Source organism: Bradyrhizobium sp. WU425, assembly GCF_021052305.1.
GTDB classification, from domain to species: Bacteria; Pseudomonadota; Alphaproteobacteria; order Rhizobiales; family Xanthobacteraceae; genus Bradyrhizobium; species Bradyrhizobium canariense_D.
Genome location: NZ_CP088089.1, coordinates 1894724 through 1914027 on the forward strand (window position 1 = coordinate 1894724; position 19304 = coordinate 1914027).

23 protein-coding genes and 1 pseudogene are annotated in these 19304 nt (G+C 64.4%); 12 read left to right on the forward strand and 12 right to left on the reverse strand.

What is annotated here, in order from left to right:
• Nucleotides 1–12 precede the first annotated feature (12 nt).
• Entirely contained in the window at nucleotides 13–417 is a 405-nt protein-coding gene (locus tag BcanWU425_RS09055) for a VOC family protein (RefSeq protein WP_204512196.1), read from the forward strand.
• 28 nt (nucleotides 418–445) lie between these two features.
• Here the strand turns inward: BcanWU425_RS09055 and BcanWU425_RS09060 are convergent, their stop codons facing one another.
• Nucleotides 446–1378 carry a DMT family transporter gene (locus tag BcanWU425_RS09060; RefSeq protein WP_204513993.1) on the reverse strand — a complete coding sequence of 311 codons (933 nt, stop codon included), beginning with the start codon at nucleotides 1376–1378 and terminating at the stop codon, nucleotides 446–448.
• A gap of 366 nt (nucleotides 1379–1744) precedes the next feature.
• Here BcanWU425_RS09060 and BcanWU425_RS09065 point away from each other — a divergent pair, with 366 nt between their 5' ends.
• Both BcanWU425_RS09065 and BcanWU425_RS09070 read left to right on the forward strand, forming a co-directional pair.
• Nucleotides 1745–3037: an adenylosuccinate synthase gene (locus BcanWU425_RS09065; protein ID WP_018453855.1), complete on the forward strand. Its 1293-nt coding sequence runs from the start codon at nucleotides 1745–1747 to the stop codon at nucleotides 3035–3037.
• Between the two features lie 37 nt (nucleotides 3038–3074).
• Nucleotides 3075–4700, forward strand: a complete 1626-nt coding sequence (locus BcanWU425_RS09070; protein WP_018453856.1) for a hypothetical protein — start codon at nucleotides 3075–3077, stop codon at nucleotides 4698–4700.
• Between the two features lie 156 nt (nucleotides 4701–4856).
• Here BcanWU425_RS09070 and BcanWU425_RS09075 read toward each other — a convergent pair whose 3' ends face one another.
• From BcanWU425_RS09075 to BcanWU425_RS09085, 3 genes are all read right to left on the reverse strand, one after another.
• Entirely contained in the window at nucleotides 4857–5132 is a 276-nt protein-coding gene (locus tag BcanWU425_RS09075) for a hypothetical protein (protein ID WP_231190374.1), read from the reverse strand.
• A gap of 260 nt (nucleotides 5133–5392) precedes the next feature.
• Entirely contained in the window at nucleotides 5393–5620 is a 228-nt protein-coding gene (locus BcanWU425_RS09080) for a hypothetical protein (RefSeq protein ID WP_018453858.1), read from the reverse strand.
• 37 nt (nucleotides 5621–5657) lie between these two features.
• Nucleotides 5658–5903, reverse strand: coding sequence for a cysteine rich repeat-containing protein (locus BcanWU425_RS09085; RefSeq protein ID WP_085384905.1), 246 nt, complete (start codon nucleotides 5901–5903; stop codon nucleotides 5658–5660).
• A 133-nt stretch (nucleotides 5904–6036) separates the two neighbouring features.
• Here BcanWU425_RS09085 and BcanWU425_RS09090 point away from each other — a divergent pair, with 133 nt between their 5' ends.
• Nucleotides 6037–6462, forward strand: coding sequence for a DUF5413 family protein (locus BcanWU425_RS09090; RefSeq protein ID WP_085349175.1), 426 nt, complete (start codon nucleotides 6037–6039; stop codon nucleotides 6460–6462).
• Between the two features lie 61 nt (nucleotides 6463–6523).
• Nucleotides 6524–7081, forward strand: coding sequence for a DUF4112 domain-containing protein (locus tag BcanWU425_RS09095; protein WP_204512195.1), 558 nt, complete (start codon nucleotides 6524–6526; stop codon nucleotides 7079–7081).
• A gap of 79 nt (nucleotides 7082–7160) precedes the next feature.
• Here BcanWU425_RS09095 and BcanWU425_RS09100 read toward each other — a convergent pair whose 3' ends face one another.
• The 4 genes from BcanWU425_RS09100 to msrA all read right to left on the reverse strand — a co-directional run bounded on the left by BcanWU425_RS09100 (nucleotide 7161) and on the right by msrA (nucleotide 9078).
• Nucleotides 7161–7454 carry a hypothetical protein gene (locus BcanWU425_RS09100; protein WP_007596188.1) on the reverse strand — a complete coding sequence of 98 codons (294 nt, stop codon included), beginning with the start codon at nucleotides 7452–7454 and terminating at the stop codon, nucleotides 7161–7163.
• Nucleotides 7455–7665: 211 nt separating this feature from the next.
• Nucleotides 7666–7830, reverse strand: a complete 165-nt coding sequence (locus BcanWU425_RS09105) for a DUF3309 family protein (RefSeq protein WP_083926348.1) — start codon at nucleotides 7828–7830, stop codon at nucleotides 7666–7668.
• Nucleotides 7831–7938: 108 nt separating this feature from the next.
• A complete protein-coding gene (gene msrB / locus BcanWU425_RS09110) occupies nucleotides 7939–8358 on the reverse strand; it encodes a peptide-methionine (R)-S-oxide reductase MsrB (protein ID WP_018453863.1) in 420 nt (139 codons plus the stop codon).
• Between the two features lie 15 nt (nucleotides 8359–8373).
• Nucleotides 8374–9078, reverse strand: coding sequence for a peptide-methionine (S)-S-oxide reductase MsrA (gene msrA, locus BcanWU425_RS09115; RefSeq protein ID WP_204512194.1), 705 nt, complete (start codon nucleotides 9076–9078; stop codon nucleotides 8374–8376).
• A 245-nt stretch (nucleotides 9079–9323) separates the two neighbouring features.
• Here msrA and BcanWU425_RS09120 point away from each other — a divergent pair, with 245 nt between their 5' ends.
• A complete protein-coding gene (locus tag BcanWU425_RS09120; protein ID WP_204512193.1) occupies nucleotides 9324–11021 on the forward strand; it encodes a tetratricopeptide repeat protein in 1698 nt (565 codons plus the stop codon).
• A gap of 120 nt (nucleotides 11022–11141) precedes the next feature.
• On the opposite strand, the gene BcanWU425_RS09125 is transcribed toward BcanWU425_RS09120, so the two are convergent.
• The 3 genes and pseudogenes from BcanWU425_RS09125 to BcanWU425_RS09135 all read right to left on the reverse strand — a co-directional run.
• Entirely contained in the window at nucleotides 11142–12257 is a 1116-nt protein-coding gene (locus BcanWU425_RS09125; RefSeq protein WP_007596183.1) for an ATP-dependent DNA helicase, read from the reverse strand.
• A gap of 89 nt (nucleotides 12258–12346) precedes the next feature.
• Nucleotides 12347–13000, reverse strand: coding sequence for a NapC/NirT family cytochrome c (locus BcanWU425_RS09130; RefSeq protein ID WP_204512192.1), 654 nt, complete (start codon nucleotides 12998–13000; stop codon nucleotides 12347–12349).
• Nucleotides 12997–13305: pseudogene (locus BcanWU425_RS09135) on the reverse strand (nitrate reductase cytochrome c-type subunit); the annotation flags it as partial. The gene BcanWU425_RS09130 and the pseudogene BcanWU425_RS09135, both read right to left, overlap by 4 nt.
• Nucleotides 13306–13327: 22 nt before the next feature.
• On the opposite strand from BcanWU425_RS09135, the gene BcanWU425_RS37535 reads away from it, so the two are divergent.
• The 3 genes from BcanWU425_RS37535 to BcanWU425_RS09145 all read left to right on the forward strand — a co-directional run bounded on the left by BcanWU425_RS37535 (nucleotide 13328) and on the right by BcanWU425_RS09145 (nucleotide 15521).
• The gene (locus tag BcanWU425_RS37535; protein WP_311979583.1) at nucleotides 13328–13624 is read left to right on the forward strand and encodes a hypothetical protein; all 297 of its coding nucleotides are present in this window, start codon (nucleotides 13328–13330) and stop codon (nucleotides 13622–13624) included.
• The gene (locus BcanWU425_RS09140) at nucleotides 13621–14217 is read left to right on the forward strand and encodes an acyltransferase family protein (RefSeq protein WP_311979582.1); all 597 of its coding nucleotides are present in this window, start codon (nucleotides 13621–13623) and stop codon (nucleotides 14215–14217) included. The genes BcanWU425_RS37535 and BcanWU425_RS09140 overlap by 4 nt, the downstream gene beginning before the upstream one ends.
• Before the next feature lie 98 nt (nucleotides 14218–14315).
• Nucleotides 14316–15521, forward strand: a complete 1206-nt coding sequence (locus BcanWU425_RS09145; RefSeq protein WP_085359408.1) for an LLM class flavin-dependent oxidoreductase — start codon at nucleotides 14316–14318, stop codon at nucleotides 15519–15521.
• A gap of 28 nt (nucleotides 15522–15549) precedes the next feature.
• On the opposite strand, the gene BcanWU425_RS09150 is transcribed toward BcanWU425_RS09145, so the two are convergent.
• Entirely contained in the window at nucleotides 15550–16131 is a 582-nt protein-coding gene (locus tag BcanWU425_RS09150; RefSeq protein WP_085359406.1) for a hypothetical protein, read from the reverse strand.
• 330 nt (nucleotides 16132–16461) lie between these two features.
• On the opposite strand from BcanWU425_RS09150, the gene BcanWU425_RS09155 reads away from it, so the two are divergent.
• The 3 genes from BcanWU425_RS09155 (at nucleotide 16462) to BcanWU425_RS09165 (ending at nucleotide 18952) form a co-directional block, all read left to right on the forward strand.
• Nucleotides 16462–16821: a DUF2200 domain-containing protein gene (locus BcanWU425_RS09155; protein ID WP_204512191.1), complete on the forward strand. Its 360-nt coding sequence runs from the start codon at nucleotides 16462–16464 to the stop codon at nucleotides 16819–16821.
• Between the two features lie 97 nt (nucleotides 16822–16918).
• Nucleotides 16919–17707: a helix-turn-helix transcriptional regulator gene (locus BcanWU425_RS09160; protein ID WP_085359404.1), complete on the forward strand. Its 789-nt coding sequence runs from the start codon at nucleotides 16919–16921 to the stop codon at nucleotides 17705–17707.
• Nucleotides 17708–17785: 78 nt separating this feature from the next.
• Nucleotides 17786–18952, forward strand: a complete 1167-nt coding sequence (locus BcanWU425_RS09165; RefSeq protein ID WP_231190376.1) for a cytochrome P450 — start codon at nucleotides 17786–17788, stop codon at nucleotides 18950–18952.
• Nucleotides 18953–19304: the final 352 nt, after the last annotated feature.

Genomic DNA, 19304 nt, shown 5'->3' on the forward strand with positions numbered 1-19304 from the left:
GAAGGAAAAGCAATGTCCAAGATGATTCTGGTCGACCTGCCGGTACGCGATCTCGCCGCATCGACAGCGTTCTACGTAGCCCTGGGTGGCGCGGTGAATCCTCAATTCTCCGGAGCAAATTCGACGTCGCTCATGTTCACGGACGCGATCGGCGTGATGCTGCTGACCCACGACCGGTATCGTGAATTCACCAGCCGCGAGATTGGCGACGCGCGGCGCCACAGCCAGGCTATGTTCGCTCTCACGGTCGACGACCGCGATGCCGTCGATGCAACGCTGGCTCGCGCGGTGGCTGCGGGCGGTCGCGCCGATCCCAATCCGGCGCAGGATCTCGGCTTCATGTACAACCGACACATTGAAGACCCCGATGGCTATGTTTGGGAGATGGTGTGGATGAACCCGTCGGCAAACGCTTGATCGCAGCCGATCGAACCGGGCCCCAAGCCTAGCTCGCCTGCTTCCGTGACGCCACGAACACGCCGGCCAGCACCAGCGCGAAGCCGATGAAGTGGAACGCCTGCGGGTGCTCGCCCAGAAACGCCATTGCCATGATCGAGCCGAACACCGGCACGACATGGAAGAACGGCGCGGCGCGGTTGGCGCCGATCAGGCGGACACCGCGATTGAAGCAGAGATAGGCGAGCGTCGAGGGGAATACCGCGACATAGAACAGGGTCAGGAGGTTCGGCCCGTCGAGCTTCATCACGGGACGCGCGGACAACTCCCAGATCTCCAGCGGAAGGAGACAGGCAGCACCGCAGCCGAACGTGAAGGCGAGGAACGACAGGCCGTGCATCGGCGGCCGCTTCAAGGTCAGCACCGAATAGAGCGCGAAGATGATCAGCGCGACGACAAAGATGAGGTCGCCCTTGTTGAAGTCGATGTTCGACAGCGTGGTGAAGTCGCCATGCAGCAGGATGATCAGCACGCCGCACATCGACAGCAGCACGCCGAAGGCCTGCGCTACGGTGAGGCGGACGCCGAGGATGGCGAGCGACCACAGCGCCACGACCAGCGGCGCGGCGGATTGCAAGAGGAGAGTGTTGAGCGCCTGCGTATGCTCCAGCGCCCAATATTGCAGCGTGTTGAAGGCGCCGATGCCGGTGATCGAGAGCGTGACCATCAGGCCGAGCCTGCCGCGGATCGCGGGCCAGTCCTGCGCAAGGTGTTTCCAGGCGAACGGCAGCACCAGCAGGAAGGCGAAGAACCAGCGCAGGAACGACAGCGTCACCGGCGGGATGTGACCGGCGGCGAGCCGGCCGACGATGGCATTGCCGGCCCAGCACAGCGCGGTGATGCTGAGCAGCAGATAAGGCTGGTTGGCGATCCAGTTGTGGCCGGACGTGGCGGCGCCGGTGGTCTCGTCGGTGGCGGACATTGGATTGTTGTGGCCCCGCGTCATGCGCCAAGCCTCCAGCCCGGTGGCACCCGGGCCGGTTCAAACCCGGCCCCGTTCAAAGACACGGAAATCGAGGTTGCATCAACGGGGGCCGGATGCATCGCGACCATGCAGCGGCGGAAGCAGCCTCTCACGCTTTGGTCGAAGCATTGCACCCGCCGCGAAGGTTTCTGGATTTTCAGGGGATATCAAAGGCTTGGAGTGCGCTCGCGGCCTCGAAAAAGTCCCGTTCTTGCTTGCCTAGAGGGGCTGCATCCTTTATCCGGTTGGCTGCCTCGCGTTCGAGCGGCCCCGGCCGTGATTGGGCTGGGCGCATCTGACAGATTGCATAGGGATTACCCGCGAATGGCCAATGTTGTCGTCGTCGGCGCCCAGTGGGGCGACGAAGGAAAGGGCAAGATCGTCGACTGGTTGTCGGAGCAGGCGGACATCGTCGTCCGTTTCCAGGGCGGCCACAACGCCGGCCACACGCTGGTGATCAACGGCAAGACCTACAAGCTGGCGCTGCTGCCCTCGGGCGTGCTGCGCGAGCAGAAGCTGTCGGTGATCGGCAACGGCGTCGTGTTCGATCCCGCCGCCTTCCTCGACGAGGTCACCAAGCTGCGGTCGCAGGGCGTCGCGGTCGGCCCGGACAATCTGCGGGTCGCCGAGAACGTCACCCTGATCCTGCCGCTGCACCGCGAACTCGACGCGCATCGCGAATCCGCCAATGCGGCGACCGCGATCGGCACCACCCGCCGTGGCATTGGCCCGGCCTACGAGGATAAGGTCGGCCGCCGCGCCATCCGCCTGATGGACCTCGCCGATCTCGACACCCTGCCGCACAAGATCGACCGGCTGCTGGCGCATCACAACGCATTGCGCCGCGGCCTCGGCCTGCCGGAGTTCGACGGCAAGGAGATCGTGAAGGAATTGACCGCGCTCGCGCCGCAGCTCCTGCCCTATGCCGAGACGGTGTGGCGGCTGCTCGACATCAAGCGGCGCGAGGGCAAGCGCATGTTGTTCGAAGGCGCGCAAGGCGCCCTGCTCGACGTCGATCACGGCACCTACCCTTACGTCACCTCGTCCAACACGGTGGCGGCGCAGGCGGCGACCGGCTCGGGCCTCGGCCCCGCCGCGGTCGGCTATGTGCTCGGCCTCTGCAAGGCCTATACGACCCGCGTCGGCCAGGGCCCGTTCCCGACCGAGCAGGACAACGAGACCGGCCGCAAGATCGGCGAGCGCGGCCGCGAGTTCGGCACCAATACCGGGCGGCCCCGCCGTTGCGGCTGGTTCGATGCGGTTCTGGTTCGCCAGGCGGTCCGGACCTGCGGCATCAACGGTCTGGCGCTGACCAAGCTCGACATCCTCGACGGCTTCGATTCGATCGAGGTCTGCACCGGCTACAGGCTGGACGGCAAGGAGATCGATCATTTCCCGGCGGGCGAAGGCGCCCAGGCCCGGGTCGAGCCGATCTACGAGACCATCGAGGGCTGGAAGGAGCCGACCGCCAATGCGCGGTCCTGGGCCCAGCTGCCGGCCCAGGCGATCAAATATGTCCGCCGGATCGAGGAATTGGTGGGGTGCCCGGTGGCGCTGCTTTCCACCAGCCCCGAACGCGAGGATACTATCCTGGTACAAAATCCGTTTGAGGCTTAACGATCTCTTACCGGGACGCGCGTATAATTGAGTAGAAATGGCTGATTACTACCCGCTGATCGCCCGCGCTATTGCCGCCCTGGACCCCAACGCTCCCGGCGAGAGCCGTCGCGCGCTCTATGAGCGGGCGCGCACGGCGCTGATCGCGCAGCTCCGCAGCGTGCAGCCGCCGCTCTCGGAATCCGAGATCACCCGCGAGCGCCTCTCGCTGGAAGAGGCCGTCCGCAAGGTCGAATCAGAGGCGGCCCAGCGTGCCCGCGAGGCCTCGCGCCCCGCTGGCGGCGCCCGCAGCAGCGGCAGCGGCGACGCCTTCCGCCGCGCCAGCACCCGCGCCACCGAGGGCAACTCGCCCGCGCCGCAAACGGCTGCCCCGCCGCGCACCCGTCCGGCTCCGCCGCCGCCGCGGGCTGACCGGCCCTCCTTCAATGTCGATGACCAGGGCGACGCCCCGCGTGCGCCGCGGGCCCCGCGTTTCGACGCGCCGCGGCAGCCGGGTCCGCCGGCCCCGTCGTCGATGCCGGAGCCTCCGCCGGTCGGACGTGATCGCGCTGGTGGGCGCCGTCCGCCGGACATGGGACCGCCACCGCCGCTGCCGCCCGCACCGGGCGTGCGCGGCTTCCGCGACATCACGGCGGACGCCAACGAGCTCGGCGGCGCCGCCGCGCAGGCCAACCGCGCGGCGCGCCGCACCTACGCCAACGTGCCCTCGCCCTCGCCGGAATTCGACCGGCTCGAGCCGAGCCTGGAGAATCGCGGCGCCGGAGCCGACGCGCCGTATTCCTACGACGAATCGATCGAGGAAGCTGAGCGCTACGCGCCGCCGTCGCAGCCGCCGTCGCAACGTCCGCACATCCCCGTTCTCGACCGCGAACCCAAGAAGAAGCGCGCCCGCACCGGCCGCGCCTTTCCGTTCAAGAGCGCGATCGCCGTCGGCATCGTGCTGATCCTGGTCGGTGCCGGCATCCTGTGGGGCAAGCAGCTGGTCCAGACCGCGACCAACCTGTTGAAGTCTTCGCCGACGCAGGTGGTGGAGGCGCCCAAGGATTCGTCTCAGCCGCAGAGCAAGCCCAAGATTCCGGATCGCGTCGGCCAGCCCTCGGCCAGCGACCAGCCGGTCGCGCCGGTGGCGCAGAAAGTCGTGCTCTACGACGAGGATCCATCCGATCCGAAGGGCAAGCAATATGTCGGCTCGGTGGTGTGGCGGCTCGAGCCGATCAAGGCGTCGGGCAATCAGAAGGCCGACGTCGCCGTGCGCGCCGACATCGAGATTCCCGACCGCAAGTTCAAGATGACGATGTCGTTCCGCCGCAACACCGACTCCTCGCTGCCGGCGAGCCACACCGCGGAGCTGACCTTCGTCCTGCCGCCGGACTTTCCGGGCGGCGGCGTTTCCAACGTGCCGGGCATCCTGATGAAGTCGAACGAGCAGGCACGCGGCACGCCGCTCGCAGGCCTCGCGGTCAAGGTCACCGACGGCTTCTTCCTGGTCGGCCTCTCCAACGTCGATGCCGACCGCAGCCGCAACGTCCAGCTGCTGAAGGAGCGCTCCTGGTTCGACGTGCCCTTGGTCTACGCCAACCAGCGCCGCGCCATCATCGCCATCGAGAAGGGCGCTCCCGGCGAGCGCGCCTTCAACGACGCCTTCGCGCAGTGGGGCGACTAGATCTCTACTCCGTGAGACCTCGGCCTGCATGGTTCGAGACGCCAGCCTTGGCGGGCTCCTCACCATGAGGGTTTGATATCTCGCCGCGAAACGAGACCTCATCCTGAGGGCCCGCCCCTTGGGCGGGCCCTCAGGATGGCCGCAGATACGCTCTCTCTATTGCGCGGCTGCTTCCCGCTTGCGCGATCCTGTCGCGGCGGAGTGCTCGCGGTCCATCACGGCGCGACAGCCCGGGCTGACCTGAGCCTTCTTCTGCACCATGCAGGCCCTGATCCTGGGGATGTCGGGGATCTCACTGGAGCACAGCCGCATCGCATCGCCCGAGCACATCTGCTGCGCTTCGGACGAGAACGCGAAGCTTGGCGATGTTGGGATTGCGATGGCGGTGGTGGCCAGGGCGAAGAGAGTTGCGATCGTCTGATTGCGTGTCATGTAGAATGCGTCCCCGAGTTCCGTGGGCTTGAGCCACTTGGTTTTGGGGCGCCGCACGCGGCTTGACCTGCCGCATGTCTCAGCCATCACGCCGGGACCTCAATCCCGCATGTGGTTGCTCGATCTCTGGTGATGTTCGAATCGAAAAGTGCTGCGCCGCCCGAGCCAAGTATGCGCCATTGTTGCGCGACCGCAATGGCAGGCAAAAAGGAATTCGCAATTGTTGCGCGCACGTCACGCACAACGCGACTCGCGTGCGATCAGATCAACCGATCGGAGGATACGCTCGCTTGTTCCACATCGCTTGCGCCAAGCGCTGCATGCTCTTCGACCGCCGTAACGCCCTTTGCCGTGAGCTCGAACAGATCTCCGTCCTTCATCACGTAACCGTCGGCGATCAGCTCGCCTATCTTGCCGTGCCGGTCGTCGGCAAAGGCGATGGATTGGCTGATGTCCCTGAGGATCGAGAGCTGTTCGTCGCGCAACATGGCTTCACTCTCCGTTCGCCGGGGATGGTTCCGGTCCTCACATGCCGTGGCTCTGAAAGACCTTGCTGCAAGACCGCGACAGTTTGGCCCGGTTGGCTTGCAGGCAGGCCTGCACCGCACCGTCATTGCCGAGGTCCTTGCGGCAGAAGCGCGAGGCGTCCCGCGAACAGGCCTGCTGCTCCTGCGGCGAACCCATATGGCCTTGTGCGAGAGCGGGCGCGTTCGACAGGCCGCTCACGGCCGTCAGTGCGATCGTCGCCAGGAAGAACAGTTTGCGGGACATCGGCGGCTCCAAATCTGACAGGTGAATTTCAAGTCCGTCGCTATGCCGCTTGTTCCCAGCGCAGAGCCCGCACGCCCCGCTATTCAAGGTTCCTGCGGCGCTGCTATAGTAAGGTGAAGGATGAGGGTGCCTGATGAAACGCTATCTCGTGTTTGCGCTGGTCGGCCCGTTCGTGGGCGGGTTCCTGCTGCTGCTGACGACGACCTATCAGTCCGGCTATTGGACCCAGACCAGTCTCGCTGAGGTCGGCAAGCTGTTCGCGGTGTTCTTCAAATCCTTGCAATACAGTTATCTGTTCGGCTTCCTGCCCTCGCTGATGATCGGTGCGGTCGACGATATCCTGGTCCACGTCCGCCGGATCGGCCCGGTGCTGCGGATGCTGCTGGTCGGCGTGTTCGCCTTCATCCTGGCCTCGCTGACCTACAGCTCGCGCGGGCCGGACTCGGGCGCGGTGCAGTTCATCCTGTACGGCCTCGTCGGGTTCGTGCCGGCGGTGATTTCATCCTGGCTCGTGCATAAATATGTCGCGGAGCCGCAGCCGGCGGCGGCACAGACTTGAGGGCGCGACCTTCGATCACGCCGCAGCAACCTCCGCCGCGCTGGCGCGTTCCCTACAGGCCATGACCATGTCCGATGACGATATTCTTGCTCCGCGTCGATCCCGTTCGGGAAGCCGCTCGGGTGCGGCCTCTTCGGGCACCGACGGGCGTGGGCCGATCATCGATCAGGACGGTCACGAGATCCGGCCCGAAACGCTGGGGCAGGGCTTTCGCGAATTTCGCTTCGAGTTCGGGAAGGACAGTCCCTTCGCCGGCAACTCGTTTGGCAATCTAACGCGCGAGCAGCGGATCGCGCGGATCGAGGCGATCGCAAAGCTGCTCGACGTCGCCTTCGTGCTGCCCGGAACCAACATCCGCTATGGCATCGATGGGTTGATCGGGTTGATCCCCGTCGTCGGCGACATCATCACCACCGCGATCTCGCTCTGGCTGGTGCAAGAGGCGAGGGCGCTCGGGGCGCCCTGGTACATCACCGCGCGCATGCTCGGAAATGTCGCCCTCGACGGCGTCGTCGGCATCGTCCCGTTCGCGGGCGACGCATTCGACGTCATGTTCCGTGCCAACATGCGCAACGTGCGCCTGCTCCGCCGCTGGCTCGACAAGCAGCCTCGCATCTGACACGCCCCAAAACGCAAAAAGCGCGACGGCCTTTCGGGCCATCGCGCTTTCAGCGCACATCGGAGCGCGTGACGAAAACTTACGCCGCGTCGGCAGCGTCGGTGCTGGCTTCGACCGGCTTGCGGTGGCGGGGCAGCGGGAAGGCTTCGCTCTCATAGAGCGACCGGATTCCGTTCTGGTCGAAGCGCGCTTCCTCGACCTGGAGATAGGCGCCGTTCAGCGAATCCGTCGGCAACTGCTCCATCGCGAACTGGACGGCTTCGGCCGCGGTGCCGAACCGGCGATAGGTGAAGCCTGCACGCTTCTTCTTGCGGATCGCAGCGGGGAAGAGTTCGGCGGAAGTGTTGAAGTTGAACGGACGCAGTGGACGCATGGTCAAAGACCTCGTGATCTCTCTGGGGCTTTAAGCGCGTGGGGTTGGGACGGGCAGAGGCCACGATTGAGTGGGCGCCGCACATGTCATTTTCGTCCTCTAATATAGCCCGTTTTGACAAAATTGCGACCCCCGCGATGCGAGATGATGAATCTGCGCATGGCAGCTCCGCAGCCCGGGAAATTGCAGGAATATCAGCGACTTGAATGGTCTACAGCTTGCCAAGGAGCAGCAGCACGAGCAGCACCACCAGGACGAGGCCGCCGATCCCCATGCCGGAATGACCCATTCCGTAGCCGTAGCCGCCGAAGCGGCCCGACAGGCCGCCGACGAGATAAATGATCACCAGGATGATCAGGATGGTCCCAAGCGTCATGGCATCCTCCCTGGCGGCCGCCGCCACGCCATGGCCAGCCGCACCACCAGGGAAGAAAAGCACATCGCGGCGCCGGGTTCCATGACGGAACTCGGCGCCGCGCAAGGTTTATTTGGGTTCGAGCTTCAGCGCGGCGGAATTGATGCAGTAACGCAAGCCCGTCGGTCCCGGGCCGTCGGGGAAGACATGGCCGAGATGACCGCTGCACTTGGCGCACAGCACCTCGGTACGGATCATGCCGTGGCTGACGTCCCGCTCCTCTTCGATATGGCCCTCGACGGCGGGTTGGGTGAAGCTCGGCCAGCCGCAGCCGGAATCGAACTTCGCGTCGGACTCGAACAGCACGTTGCCGCACCCGGCGCAGGTGTAGGTGCCGGCGCGGTGGTCGTGCTCATATTCGCCGGAGAAGGGACGCTCGGTCGCCTTCTCGCGCAGCACCGCGAATTGCATCGGCGACAACTCGCTGCGCCATTGCTCTTCGCTCTTGATGACCTTGTCGTCCGTGGTTTTCGTCTTGGTGTCGGGCATGGGTCTCCCGTTTTTTCAGTTGGTGGCCTTGCTGGCGCTCACCAGCGTCGGCTTCTCGATATAGTTATCCGCGAACAGCTTTTTCAGGTTCTCGACCTTCGGAAGGTCGTTGTAGGCGATATAGGGCTGGTTCGGGTGCAGGGTCAGATAATCCTGGTGATAGGCCTCCGCCGGATAGAATGCCTCCAGCGCGCCGACCTTGGTCGCGATCGGCTTGCTGAAGACCTTGGCGCCGTTGAGCTGGGCGATATAGGCCTCGGCCACCTTCTTCTGTTCGTCGGACGTGATGAAGATCGCCGAGCGATATTGCGGACCGGTGTCGGGGCCCTGCCGGTTGAGCTGGGTCGGGTCGTGCGCCACCGAGAAGTAGATCTGCAGGATCTTGCCGTAGGAGATCTTCTTGGGGTCGTATTTGATCTCGACGGATTCCGCGTGGCCGGTCCGGCCGCTCGAGACGGTCTGGTAGTCGGCCGTCGCCTTGGTGCCGCCGGCGTAGCCGGAGACCGCGTTGACGACGCCCGCGGTGTGCTGGAACACGCCCTGCACGCCCCAGAAGCAGCCGCCGGCGATCACGGCGGTCTGGATCCCGCTTGCGGGGGCCACATCAACGGCAGGAGCGGGGATCACGACCGCATCCTCTGCGGCCCGGGTCGGCGCGGCAAAGGCCAGCGTCAGGGCGGTGGTTGCGGCGAGCAGGGACAGGACGGCAGGTCGGCGCATGGCGATCCTCTTTCGGAAGGTCTGACAGTCTAGGGCGGTTGGGGCCGGGCGAACAGCCTGCCCGGCATTTTCGGACATTCGAGATACGGGCGGACCGGGCGATTGTTACGGCCGGAGGGACACGAGTCCGTGAAACGCGCCGCCTCCAGCGGCCCGGCTTGGCGACGACCGGAACTCCGCGCTAGATGAACCGGCGCGATCGGTGATCGACTTAAGAGAATCGTGGCTGGAGCTGACCTGACAACATGCTGCGCGTGGCATCCCTGACCCTCGTCGTCGTGCTCGCCATCCTGGCCGGCTGGAGCTCGCTCGCGGCGGCCGAACCGCAACCCGGCGACGACCTCGCCATTTGCCGCGACCGCCAGGCGGATGCACAGGCGAGGGCGCAGGCCTGCGACAAGCTGCTCAACGCCGACCGGCTCACCGGCAAGGACAAGGCCATCGCGCTCTCCGTGCGCGGCAATACGCTGATCAACAAGCGCGACTACGTCCACGCCATCGAGACCTTGTCCATGGCCGTCGACCTCGATCCCGACAACGTCGTCACGCTCAATTTGCGCGGCCTCGCCTATGAGCGGACGGGCCAGGACGACCATGCGATGACGGACTACAACCTCGCGCTCCAGAAGCGCCCGACCTACGGTGTCCCCTACAACAACCGCGGCGTCATCCAGTTGCGCCGGGGTGCGCTGCAAAGCGCGCTCGACGATTTCAACCTGTCGATCAAATACGCGCCCAGGTTCCTGCTCGGCTACACCAACCGCGCCCGCGTGCGCACGCTGATGCAGGATTTTGACGGCGCGATTGCCGATTTCGCGGAGGCCGAGAAGATCGAACCGGCCGCGCAGCAGATCACCGGCAACCGCTGCATCACCTACGGCATGATGGGCAAGTTCGACCAGGCCTTCGCCGACTGCAACGGCCTAATCGAGAAGCAGCCGAAGAACACGTACGCGATCAACAATCGCGCCGACGTCAACATGTTGAAGGGCGATTTCGACGCCGCGCTGAAGGACTACAACACGGCCATCCAGATCAACCCGAACAACGTCCGGGCACATTCAGGTCGCGGCCAGATCTACGAGCGCAAGAAGGATCTCGCCCAGGCCCGTGCCGACTATCGTGCGGCGGCCTATTCGCTGACGAAGTTCGACGAACTTGACGTCGCGCGCGCCCGCGCGATCGCGCAGGAGCGATTGGCCGCGCTGACCCCGCAGCCGTCGGCCGGATCCACCGGGCGCCGTGTGGCGCTGGTGATCGGCAACGGTGCCTACAAGAACGTCCACGCCTTGCCCAATCCGCCACGCGACTCGAAAATGATCGCAGCCGCGCTGCGCGATGTCGGCTTCCAGACCGTGATATCCGTCAGCGACCTCACCCGCGACAAGTTCTTCGAAGCGTTGCAGACGTTTGCCGCCGAGGCGGAGAAGGCGGATTGGGCGGTGGTCTATTATGCCGGCCATGGTTTCGAGATCGGCGGCGTGAATTATCTCGTTCCCGTCGACGCCAAGCTCGCCGCCGACAGGGACGCCGAGACCCAGGCGGTCGCGCTGGAGCAGGTGATCGCGGCGGTGGGCGCTGCGCGAAAAGTGCGTCTGGTGATGCTGGATGCCTGTCGCGACAATCCGTTCGCGCCGACCATGCAGCGCACGCTGTCGCTCAAGCTCGTGGACAAGGGTTTTTCCAACATCGAGCCGGGCGCCGGCTTCATGGTGGTCTACGCCGCCAAGCACGGCGAGACCGCGATGGATGGCGACGGCGGCGCCGACAGCCCGTTCGCCACCGCGCTCGCTCGCGAGATCAAGATGCCGCGCGTCGAGATCCGAAAACTGTTCGACATCGTTCGCGACGATGTCTGGCTTGTGACCAAGCACGAGCAGCAGCCGTTTTCCTACGGCTCGCCGCCGGGGCGCGAGGATTTTTATTTCGTCGCGGGGAAGTGAACCGCGATGCCGGTGCCGGAGGGTGGGCAAAGCGAAGCGTGCCCACCGTTTTTATTGCGTCTGTGGAGAGATGGTCGGCACGGCGCTTTGCGCCTTTGCCCACCCTACAGCAGCGCGGCTTTACACCACAATGCTCAGCCGCTTCGCCGCCCGCGTGATTCCCGTGTACAGCCACCGCGCGCGGCTCTCCTGAAACGCAAAACTCTCGTCGAACAGCACGACGTCGTCCCATTGCGAGCCCTGCGACTTGTGCACGGTCAGCACGTAGCCGTAGTCGAACTCGTCATAGGGCTTGCGCTGCTCCCAGGCGATCGCCTCGACGCCGCCCTCGAAGCAATCGGCGCGCACCGAGACCTTGGTCACCTTGTGGCCGAGATCCTCGTCCGGCGACAGTCGCATGCTGAGAATGCGGGATTTCGAGCGCGAGGTGTTGCGCGACTTCACGCGCCACAGCCCGCCGTTGAACAGGCCCTTCTTGCGGTTGTTGCGCAGGCAGACCAGCTTGTCGCCGGCGACGGGGAAGACGTCCTCGATGTTCTGGCGCTGGCGCACCCGCATGTTGTACGCGCGTCGCGTGTTGTTGCGGCCGACCAGCACCTGGTCCGCGGCCATGACGCGATCAGGGTCGAGCTCCTTGCGCGACACCACCTCGCTCTCGCCGTAGCGGCCGATGTCGAGCTCGCGGCCCTCGCGGACGTCCATCGACATCCGCACGATCGGATCGTCCTGGGCCTGGCGGTGCACCTCGGTCAGCATCGCGTCGGGCTCGGTATTGGTGAAGAAGCCGCCGCCCTGGATCGGCGGCAGCTGCGCGGGATCGCCCAGCACCAGCAGCGGGCAGTCGAACGACATCAGGTCGCGGCCCAGTTCGGCATCGACCATCGAGCATTCGTCGATCACGATCAGCTTGGCCTTGGAGGCCGGGGCGTCGTCCCACAGCTCGAAGCTGGGCTGCTCCTCACCGGATTCGCGGGTGCGGTAGATCAGCGAATGGATGGTGGAGGCTTCGTCGCACCCCTTGTTGCGCATGACCAGCGCCGCCTTGCCGGTGAAGGCGGCGAACTTCACCTCGCCGTCGACGCCGTCGGCGATGTGCCGCGCCAGCGTGGTCTTGCCGGTGCCGGCATAGCCGAACAGGCGGAACACCGGCGGCGTGCCGTTGCGGCCGGGTTTGGCCTTGAGCCAGTCGCCAACGGCCTTGAGCGCGGCATCCTGATGCGGGGTGAATGTGGCCATGTCTGTCTTGAGGAGGGGGCGAAAACGGAGCGATTCGCCAGCCCCAAAACTAACCATTCGCACCGCTGGTTCAAGCCGGGCGGGGCGCCCTATTGCCAGCCGGGAACGCCGCGCATGTCGGGCAGATGGTGGGCGATGCCCTTGTGGCAGTCGATGCAGGTCTTTTCCTTGGTGAACAGGAAGCGCTGGTGCGCGACCGAGGCGCGCGGCGACTGCTTGGTGATGTCCATGGAATCGGCGCTGTGGCAGTTCCGGCATTCCAGCGAATCGTTGGACTTGAAGCGCGCCCATTCATGCGCCGCCAGTTCGAGCCGGTGATCCTGGAATTTCTCGCGGGTGTCGATCGTGCCGAAGATCTTGCCCAAGACCTCCTTGGAGGCCTGCATCTTGCGGGCGATCTTGTCGGTCCAGTTGTGCGGCACGTGGCAATCCGGACAGGTCGCGCGCACGCCGGAGCGGTTGGCGAAATGGATGGTCGACTTCAGCTCGGCGTAGACGTTGTCCTTCATCTCGTGACAGCCGGTGCAAAATTTTTCGGTGTTGGTCAATTCCAGCGCGGTGTTGAAGCCGCCCCAGAAGATCACGCCGGCCATGAAGCCCGCCAGCACCAGCACGCCGAGCCCGAACACCGAGCTCGGACGGATCAGCACCTGCCAGAGCTCGCGCGCGAAGTCCCAGCTTCGCGCGACGAAGCCGCGTCTGGCCTTCAGTCCCTCGCCGGGTTCATCAGCGGTCGTCGTCATCGGCGGCCACCGGGGCTTGCGCGCGACAGCAGCGTGTCGATGTCGGTGAAGTCGTTGCTGACGGGCGGATTGGCGGTGTTCTGCGGCACGTGGCATTCCGTGCAGAAGAAGCGGCGCGGCGAGATCGAAGCCAGAAACTGGCCGTCGCGGTCCATGAAGTGGGTGATCGAGACCATCGGCGCCTGCGATTCCGCGATGCGCGCCCGCGCATGGCAGGACAGGCACTTGTTGCCGTTGAGGTCGATCTGATAGCCGTCGATCGTGTGCGGGATCACCGGCGGCTGCTCCGGATAGTTGCGCACGGGTTGGCCGATCCTGTTCACGCCCATGTACTTCATCGCGATCTGGGCGTCTCATTTCCCGAACGGCGGCTGGTCCCGCAGCTGGCCACCGGTGCTGCCGAATTTCCCCCTGACCCATCTCTGGTTCATCTATGTGCTGCTGGAGCTTTATGTCGTCGTGCTGCTGCTGCGCGGCGCATTTGTCTGGCTAAATGCGTCAGGCAGGTGGCGAGCGGTGATTGACCGCGTCTTCGCCGGGATCATGAAAAGTCCGCTGGCCCCCTTGTTCTGGCAATCCCGATCGGCGCCGCCTTCTGCCTCGACCAACGCTGGATCAACGTGACGGGCGTGAGGACGCCGGATCAATCGCTCGTCACCAACGCGCAGGCCTGGATTGGCTTCGGCACCGCCTTCGCGATCGGCTGGCTGCTGCATCGGCAGATCGATCTGCTGCGACTGATTGAGCGGCGCTGGCTCCCGCATCTTCTGCTCGCAATCACTCTGATCCTGATCAGTTTCGTGCTGGTTGGGGCGATGACGTCCGCGCCGGGTGCACCGAAACTGCCTTTCGGCTTCGCCACGCTCCGGCTTGTCTCCGTGATCCTGTATGCGCCGGCGATATGGATTTCGACCTTTGCGGTCATCGGCCTCGCGCTCCGCTTCATGTCCGGCTTCAGCCCGACCTGGCGCTATCTCGCCGATGCATCCTACTGGCTCTATCTGATCCATCTGCCGATCGTGATGGCGCTGCAGGTCGCGCTGTCGCAGCTCGACTGGCCCGGTCTGATCAAGTTCGGTGTTCTTCTCGTCGTCGCGCTTCCTCCGATGCTGGCGAGCTATCATCTGCTGGTGCGCTTCACCTTCATCGGCGTGGTCCTGAATGGCCGCCGTGCCGAAAAGCACCTTCTCCCGCAAGGCGGAATTGCGACTGCGTAGACAGCGCCGCCCCGCCCATTAAGATGCCCGCAACAAAAACATAAACGGCAAGAAAACTTGCAAGAAAACCTGCAAAAAAACCTGGGAGAGACGGCGTCATGAAGTTCGGCATCTTCTATGAGCTGCAACTGCCGCGGCCGTGGGTGGCCGGCGACGAGCTCAGCCTCTATCAGAACGCGCTCTCGCAGATGGAACTCGCAGACAGCCTCGGCTACGACCACGCCTGGGTTGTCGAGCATCACTTCCTCGAAGAATACTCGCATTCGCCCTCGCCGGAATCGTTTCTCGCAGCCGCGAGCCAGCGCACCAGGAACATCCGGCTCGGCCACGGCATCCTCCAGCTCACGACCAACCACCCCGCACGTGTCGCCGAGCGCGTCGCGGTGCTCGATCTGCTCTCCAACGGCCGCTGCGAATTCGGCATGGGCGAGAGCGCCTCCATCACCGAGCTCACGCCGTTCGGCCGTGACATGGAGACCAAGAAAGAGGTGTTCGAGGAGGCCGTCGCCGCGATCTTCCCGATGTTCAAGGACGCAGGAAGCGAGCACCACGGCAAATATTTCGACATCCCGTTGCGCAACGTCGTGCCAAAACCGGTGCAGAAGCCGCATCCGCCATTGTGGATGGCCTGCTCGCAGCTGCCGACCATCGAGCGCGCCGGCCGCCATGGCTTTGGTGCGCTCGGCTTCCAGTTCGTCAGCGCAGACGCCGCGCACGCCTGGGTTCACGCCTATTACAACGCCATGACCAAGCGTCTCGCCAAGCTCGCCGACTACGAGATCAACCCGAACATGGCGCTGGTGTCGTTCTTCATGTGCGCAAAGACGGACGAGGAGGCGCGTGCGCGCGCCGACGGCGCCACCTTCTTCCAGTTCGCGCTACGCTTCTACGGCGCGTCGCAGAATCGCCAGCGTCCGGCGCCCTATACCGTCAACATGTGGGACGAGTACAACAAGTGGAAACGCGACAATCCCGAGGCGCAGGAGGCTGCGCTGCGCGGCGGACTGATCGGCTCGCCCGAGACGATCCGCAGGAAGCTGAAGCGCTTCCAGGGCTCGCATATCGACCAGGTCATCCTGCTGAACCAGGCGGGCAAGAACAGCCACGAGCACATCTGCGAATCGCTGGAGCTGTTCGGCCGCGAGGTGATGCCGGAATTCCAGAACGATCCCGCGCAGGCGGCCTGGAAGCAGGGCGTCATGAGCGGCGAGATCAAGCTCGAGGAGATCGACACGCAGGCGTTCACCGACCGCTATGGCAAGCTCGCGATCAACGTTCCGCCGGCGAAGGCGGCGGCGGGGTAGGGTCTTTCGCCGCTGCGGCCGGCTGAGTTTATTTGGATTCGGTTTTCGTCTGGATGTTCTGAACGGCTCCGCCCACCGGAGTCCACTGCACGCGGCCATCCAAAGCGGAGAAGTTTAGACCACCGCCGGTCCCGAAGAGAACCATGTGACCCGAGCTGACGGAGTCCACAGCGAGCGTCGCACGGGGAAGTTTTGCAGCATTGTACATCGTCAAGGACGCATCCTGATGATCGTTCAGGGACAGCACTGCCCGCTGACCCTGCTCCGTATCGAGGAGCGACACCGAAGGTACGCCATCCTGGCGAAGCCCGATGCTGAGACGCACCTTCTCGCGGCTATCCAAGAGCGAGATGTGCGGCGTTCCGTCGGAAGTGGATGAGATCAAGGCGACGATTTTGCCGGTGCCATTTCGCAAGGCAATTGTTTCCACAGACAGGGTCTTGGCCTTGACTGTATCGGCATTAGCGGTCGCATGCCATTGCGATGAAATGATCGCCGCAGCCGCCAGGATCGTAGCCCCCAAAACGCTCCAACTCATAGCCTTCAGCGACCGGTCCTGCCGCTGGATATGCGATGCGAGATTTTCAAGCGTGGGTTCGACCTTGAACATAGCTGCGCCTTTGCCTTGGAGTAAGCTTCACATCCGAGCATACCCTGCTGGGTGCGAATTCTGCTAACCTAGCAGGGGGTGCCGGCAAAACACTGTCGAGACAGTCACCTCAGCGGCCGCCCGGAAGGTGGTTGCGCTGGCACGATGCAGAGTGCCGCAACTGCCTTGAACGCTCAGTGACCGATATCACGGGCGCTTTGATCGGCGTTTGGGAGCGCATTTGCCGCCGTATATTGCTTCGCGGGGCATCTCAGTCAGAACCTCTACAGGCAACTCCATCGATGATATCGTATCGGCCTTCGGCCGTAGCGAGTGATCCATGGAGTGGTCATGGCGAAACACAGGATCTATACCACCAGCTTCGCAAGCGTTTACCCGCTTTACGTTGCGAAGGCGGAGAAGAAAGGGCGCACCAAAACGGAGGTTGATCAGGTCATCTCCTGGTTGACAGGCTATGGTCAGAACGAGCTGGAAGCTCAACTGGAGCAGGGGACGGACTTTGAAACCTTCTTTGCGAAGGCCCCCAAGATCAATCCTTCGCGAACCCTGATCACAGGCGTGGTTTGCGGCGTCCGGGTCGAGGACGTCAAAGAACCCACGTTGCGAGAGATCCGCTACCTGGACAAGCTGATCGATGAGCTGGCGAAGGGAAAAGCAATGGACAAGATTCTGCGCAAAAGTGCTTCCTGAGCCCCCGGCGACGTCGCAGGAGATATCGGGCGACACCCGCCTTCCGCTGCGCGGCCATTGCTGATAAATTTCGTCAAAAGGCGATGGGGAGAAAACGATGCGCCCTCGCGGGACGCCCGCAAATCCGGCAGCTGGGGATGTCACGCCCGCGGTGCTTGCCATCGGTCGCCCGGATTTCCCTGATGTCCTGATCGAGACGTTGCGTCGGCAGGCCGGGGTCGGGCATTGCATGGTGTTCGCGCTGAGCCGCGCGGGCGCCGCACACTGCCTGCTCGATGCCGGCAACATCCCGATCGGCGGCGATCTCGGCGCTGCCTATGCCGGCCAGTTCCACCAATCCGATCCCAACCGCGATGCGCTGTTCGAAGGCGAGGGCCGCGCCACGCTCGTGCTGCCCGCCTTCGCGCCGCGCATGTACGGCGCCCGCTACCGAAAAATGTTCTTTGTGGATTCCGGCATCGTCGACAAATGCGCGACCGCGATCTGGGTCGACGACACCTGCTTCTACGTCAATTTCTATCGCATCGCTGTCCAGGGCCGCTTCAGCGCCCCCCAGCGTGCGCGGCTTCAGGCCATCGCACCGGCCATCAGTGCGAGCGTGGCACGCCATTTCCAGCACGGCTCGGCTGCGACGACCGAGCAGTCTCTCGCCGCGCTCTTCGCGACGCGCGCGCCGCTCGCCAGCCTCACCCCGCGCGAGCAGGACGTTTGCCGGCGCATCCTCTCCGGCTTCAGCTCCGAGGCGATCTCGCAGACGCTCGGCATCAGCCTGCATTCGACGCTAACCTATCGCAAGCGCGCCTATGAGCGGCTCGGCATCTCGTCACAAAGCGAGCTGTTTGCGATCGTGCTGCGCCTGCTCGCCGGCCCGCGCAGCCTGAACTGAAGCTGTCCCAATCGCTGGGGACAGACGGCGCCTCGTGAAGCCGCTAGCCTTGGCGGCTAACCAGCAATGGAGCGAAGCTTGAGCACCGCGCCGCGCATCGACATCGACCCGGCCGCATTCTGGGCCGATCCCTATCCGATGCTCGCCAAGATGCGCAAGGAGGCGCCGATCGCCTTCGTGCCGCAGCTGGGCTCGACGCTGCTGACCAGCCGCGACGACATCTCGATCTCCGAGAAGCAGATCGACGTGTTCTCCTCGCACCAGCCCGCGGGCCTGATGAACCGGCTGATGGGCCACAACATGATGCGCAAGGACGGCGAGGCGCACCAGGTCGAGCGCCGCGCGATGTTTCCAACGGTGTCGCCGAAGACGGTCAAGGCGCACTGGACCGCGCTGTTCCAGGTCCATGCCGATCGCATCATCGACGCGATCGCGCCCGGGCGGATCGATTTCATGCGCGACTTCGCGTTGCCGTTCTCAGGCGAATGCCTGAAGTCGATCACCGGCCTCACCAATATCGGCTTTGCCGACATGGACGCCTGGTCACAGGGCATGATCGAGGGCATCGCCAATTACAGCGGCGACGCGGCCGTCGAGGCGCGTTGCCATGCGGCGACGTCGGGCATCGATGCCGCGATCGACGACATCCTGCCGGTGATGCGCAAGCATCCCGACCAGAGTATCCTCGGCGTGCTCCTCGCGTCCGGCATGGCGATGGAGAGCGTGCGCGCCAACGTCAAGCTCGCGATCTCCGGCGGCCAGAACGAGCCGCGCAAGGCGATCGCCGGCACGGTGTGGGCGCTGCTGAGCCATCCCGACCAGCTCGATCTCGTGCGCAAGGGCGAGGTGACGTGGCTCCAGGCCTTCGAGGAATATGCCCGCTGGATCTCGCCGATCGGCATGTCGCCGCGGCGCATCGCAAAGCCGTGGTCGATCCGCGACGTCGCCTTCGAAACCGATGAACGCGTATTCCTCATGTTCGGCTCCGCCAACCGCGACGAGAAGCACTTTGAACGCGCCGACCAGTTCGACGTGCGGCGTGATACGGCCAAGAGCGTCGCGTTCGGCGCCGGTCCGCATTTCTGTGCCGGCGCCTGGGCCTCCCGCGCCATGATTGCCGACGTCGCACTGCCGACCTTGTTCGCCCGTGCCGGCCGGCTCGAGATCGCCGACGACGAGCCGGTACGGATCGGCGGATGGGCCTTTCGCGGGCTGCAGAATCTACCGGTGAGATGGCTGCATTAGGCCGGCAGGGACCGGTCCATCCGCAACGCCGCCACGATGCCATCCTGCTCCTGTTTTGCCCGACGAGTCAAGGTCAATTTCGGATAAGCGTAAGTCATTGTTTTCGCGCGCCCCGGCTACTGTGCATGGGGTTGTTTTCGCGATTTTTAATTTCTCGGCTCGGTTGCGTGCGTTTTTCACATTCGCGTGCGGAAAAATATCCCCTGCGTTCGCTCCGTGGATCGAAAGATTAATCATGCGCTCCGCCACGTGCGCAGTGCATGCATCGCTATTTTTCCGCGCGTCTCGACACCTCCGATAAGCCGCCCCATCATTCCCGAGCACGAATGAAGGACGGCCGCACGCGGCCGGG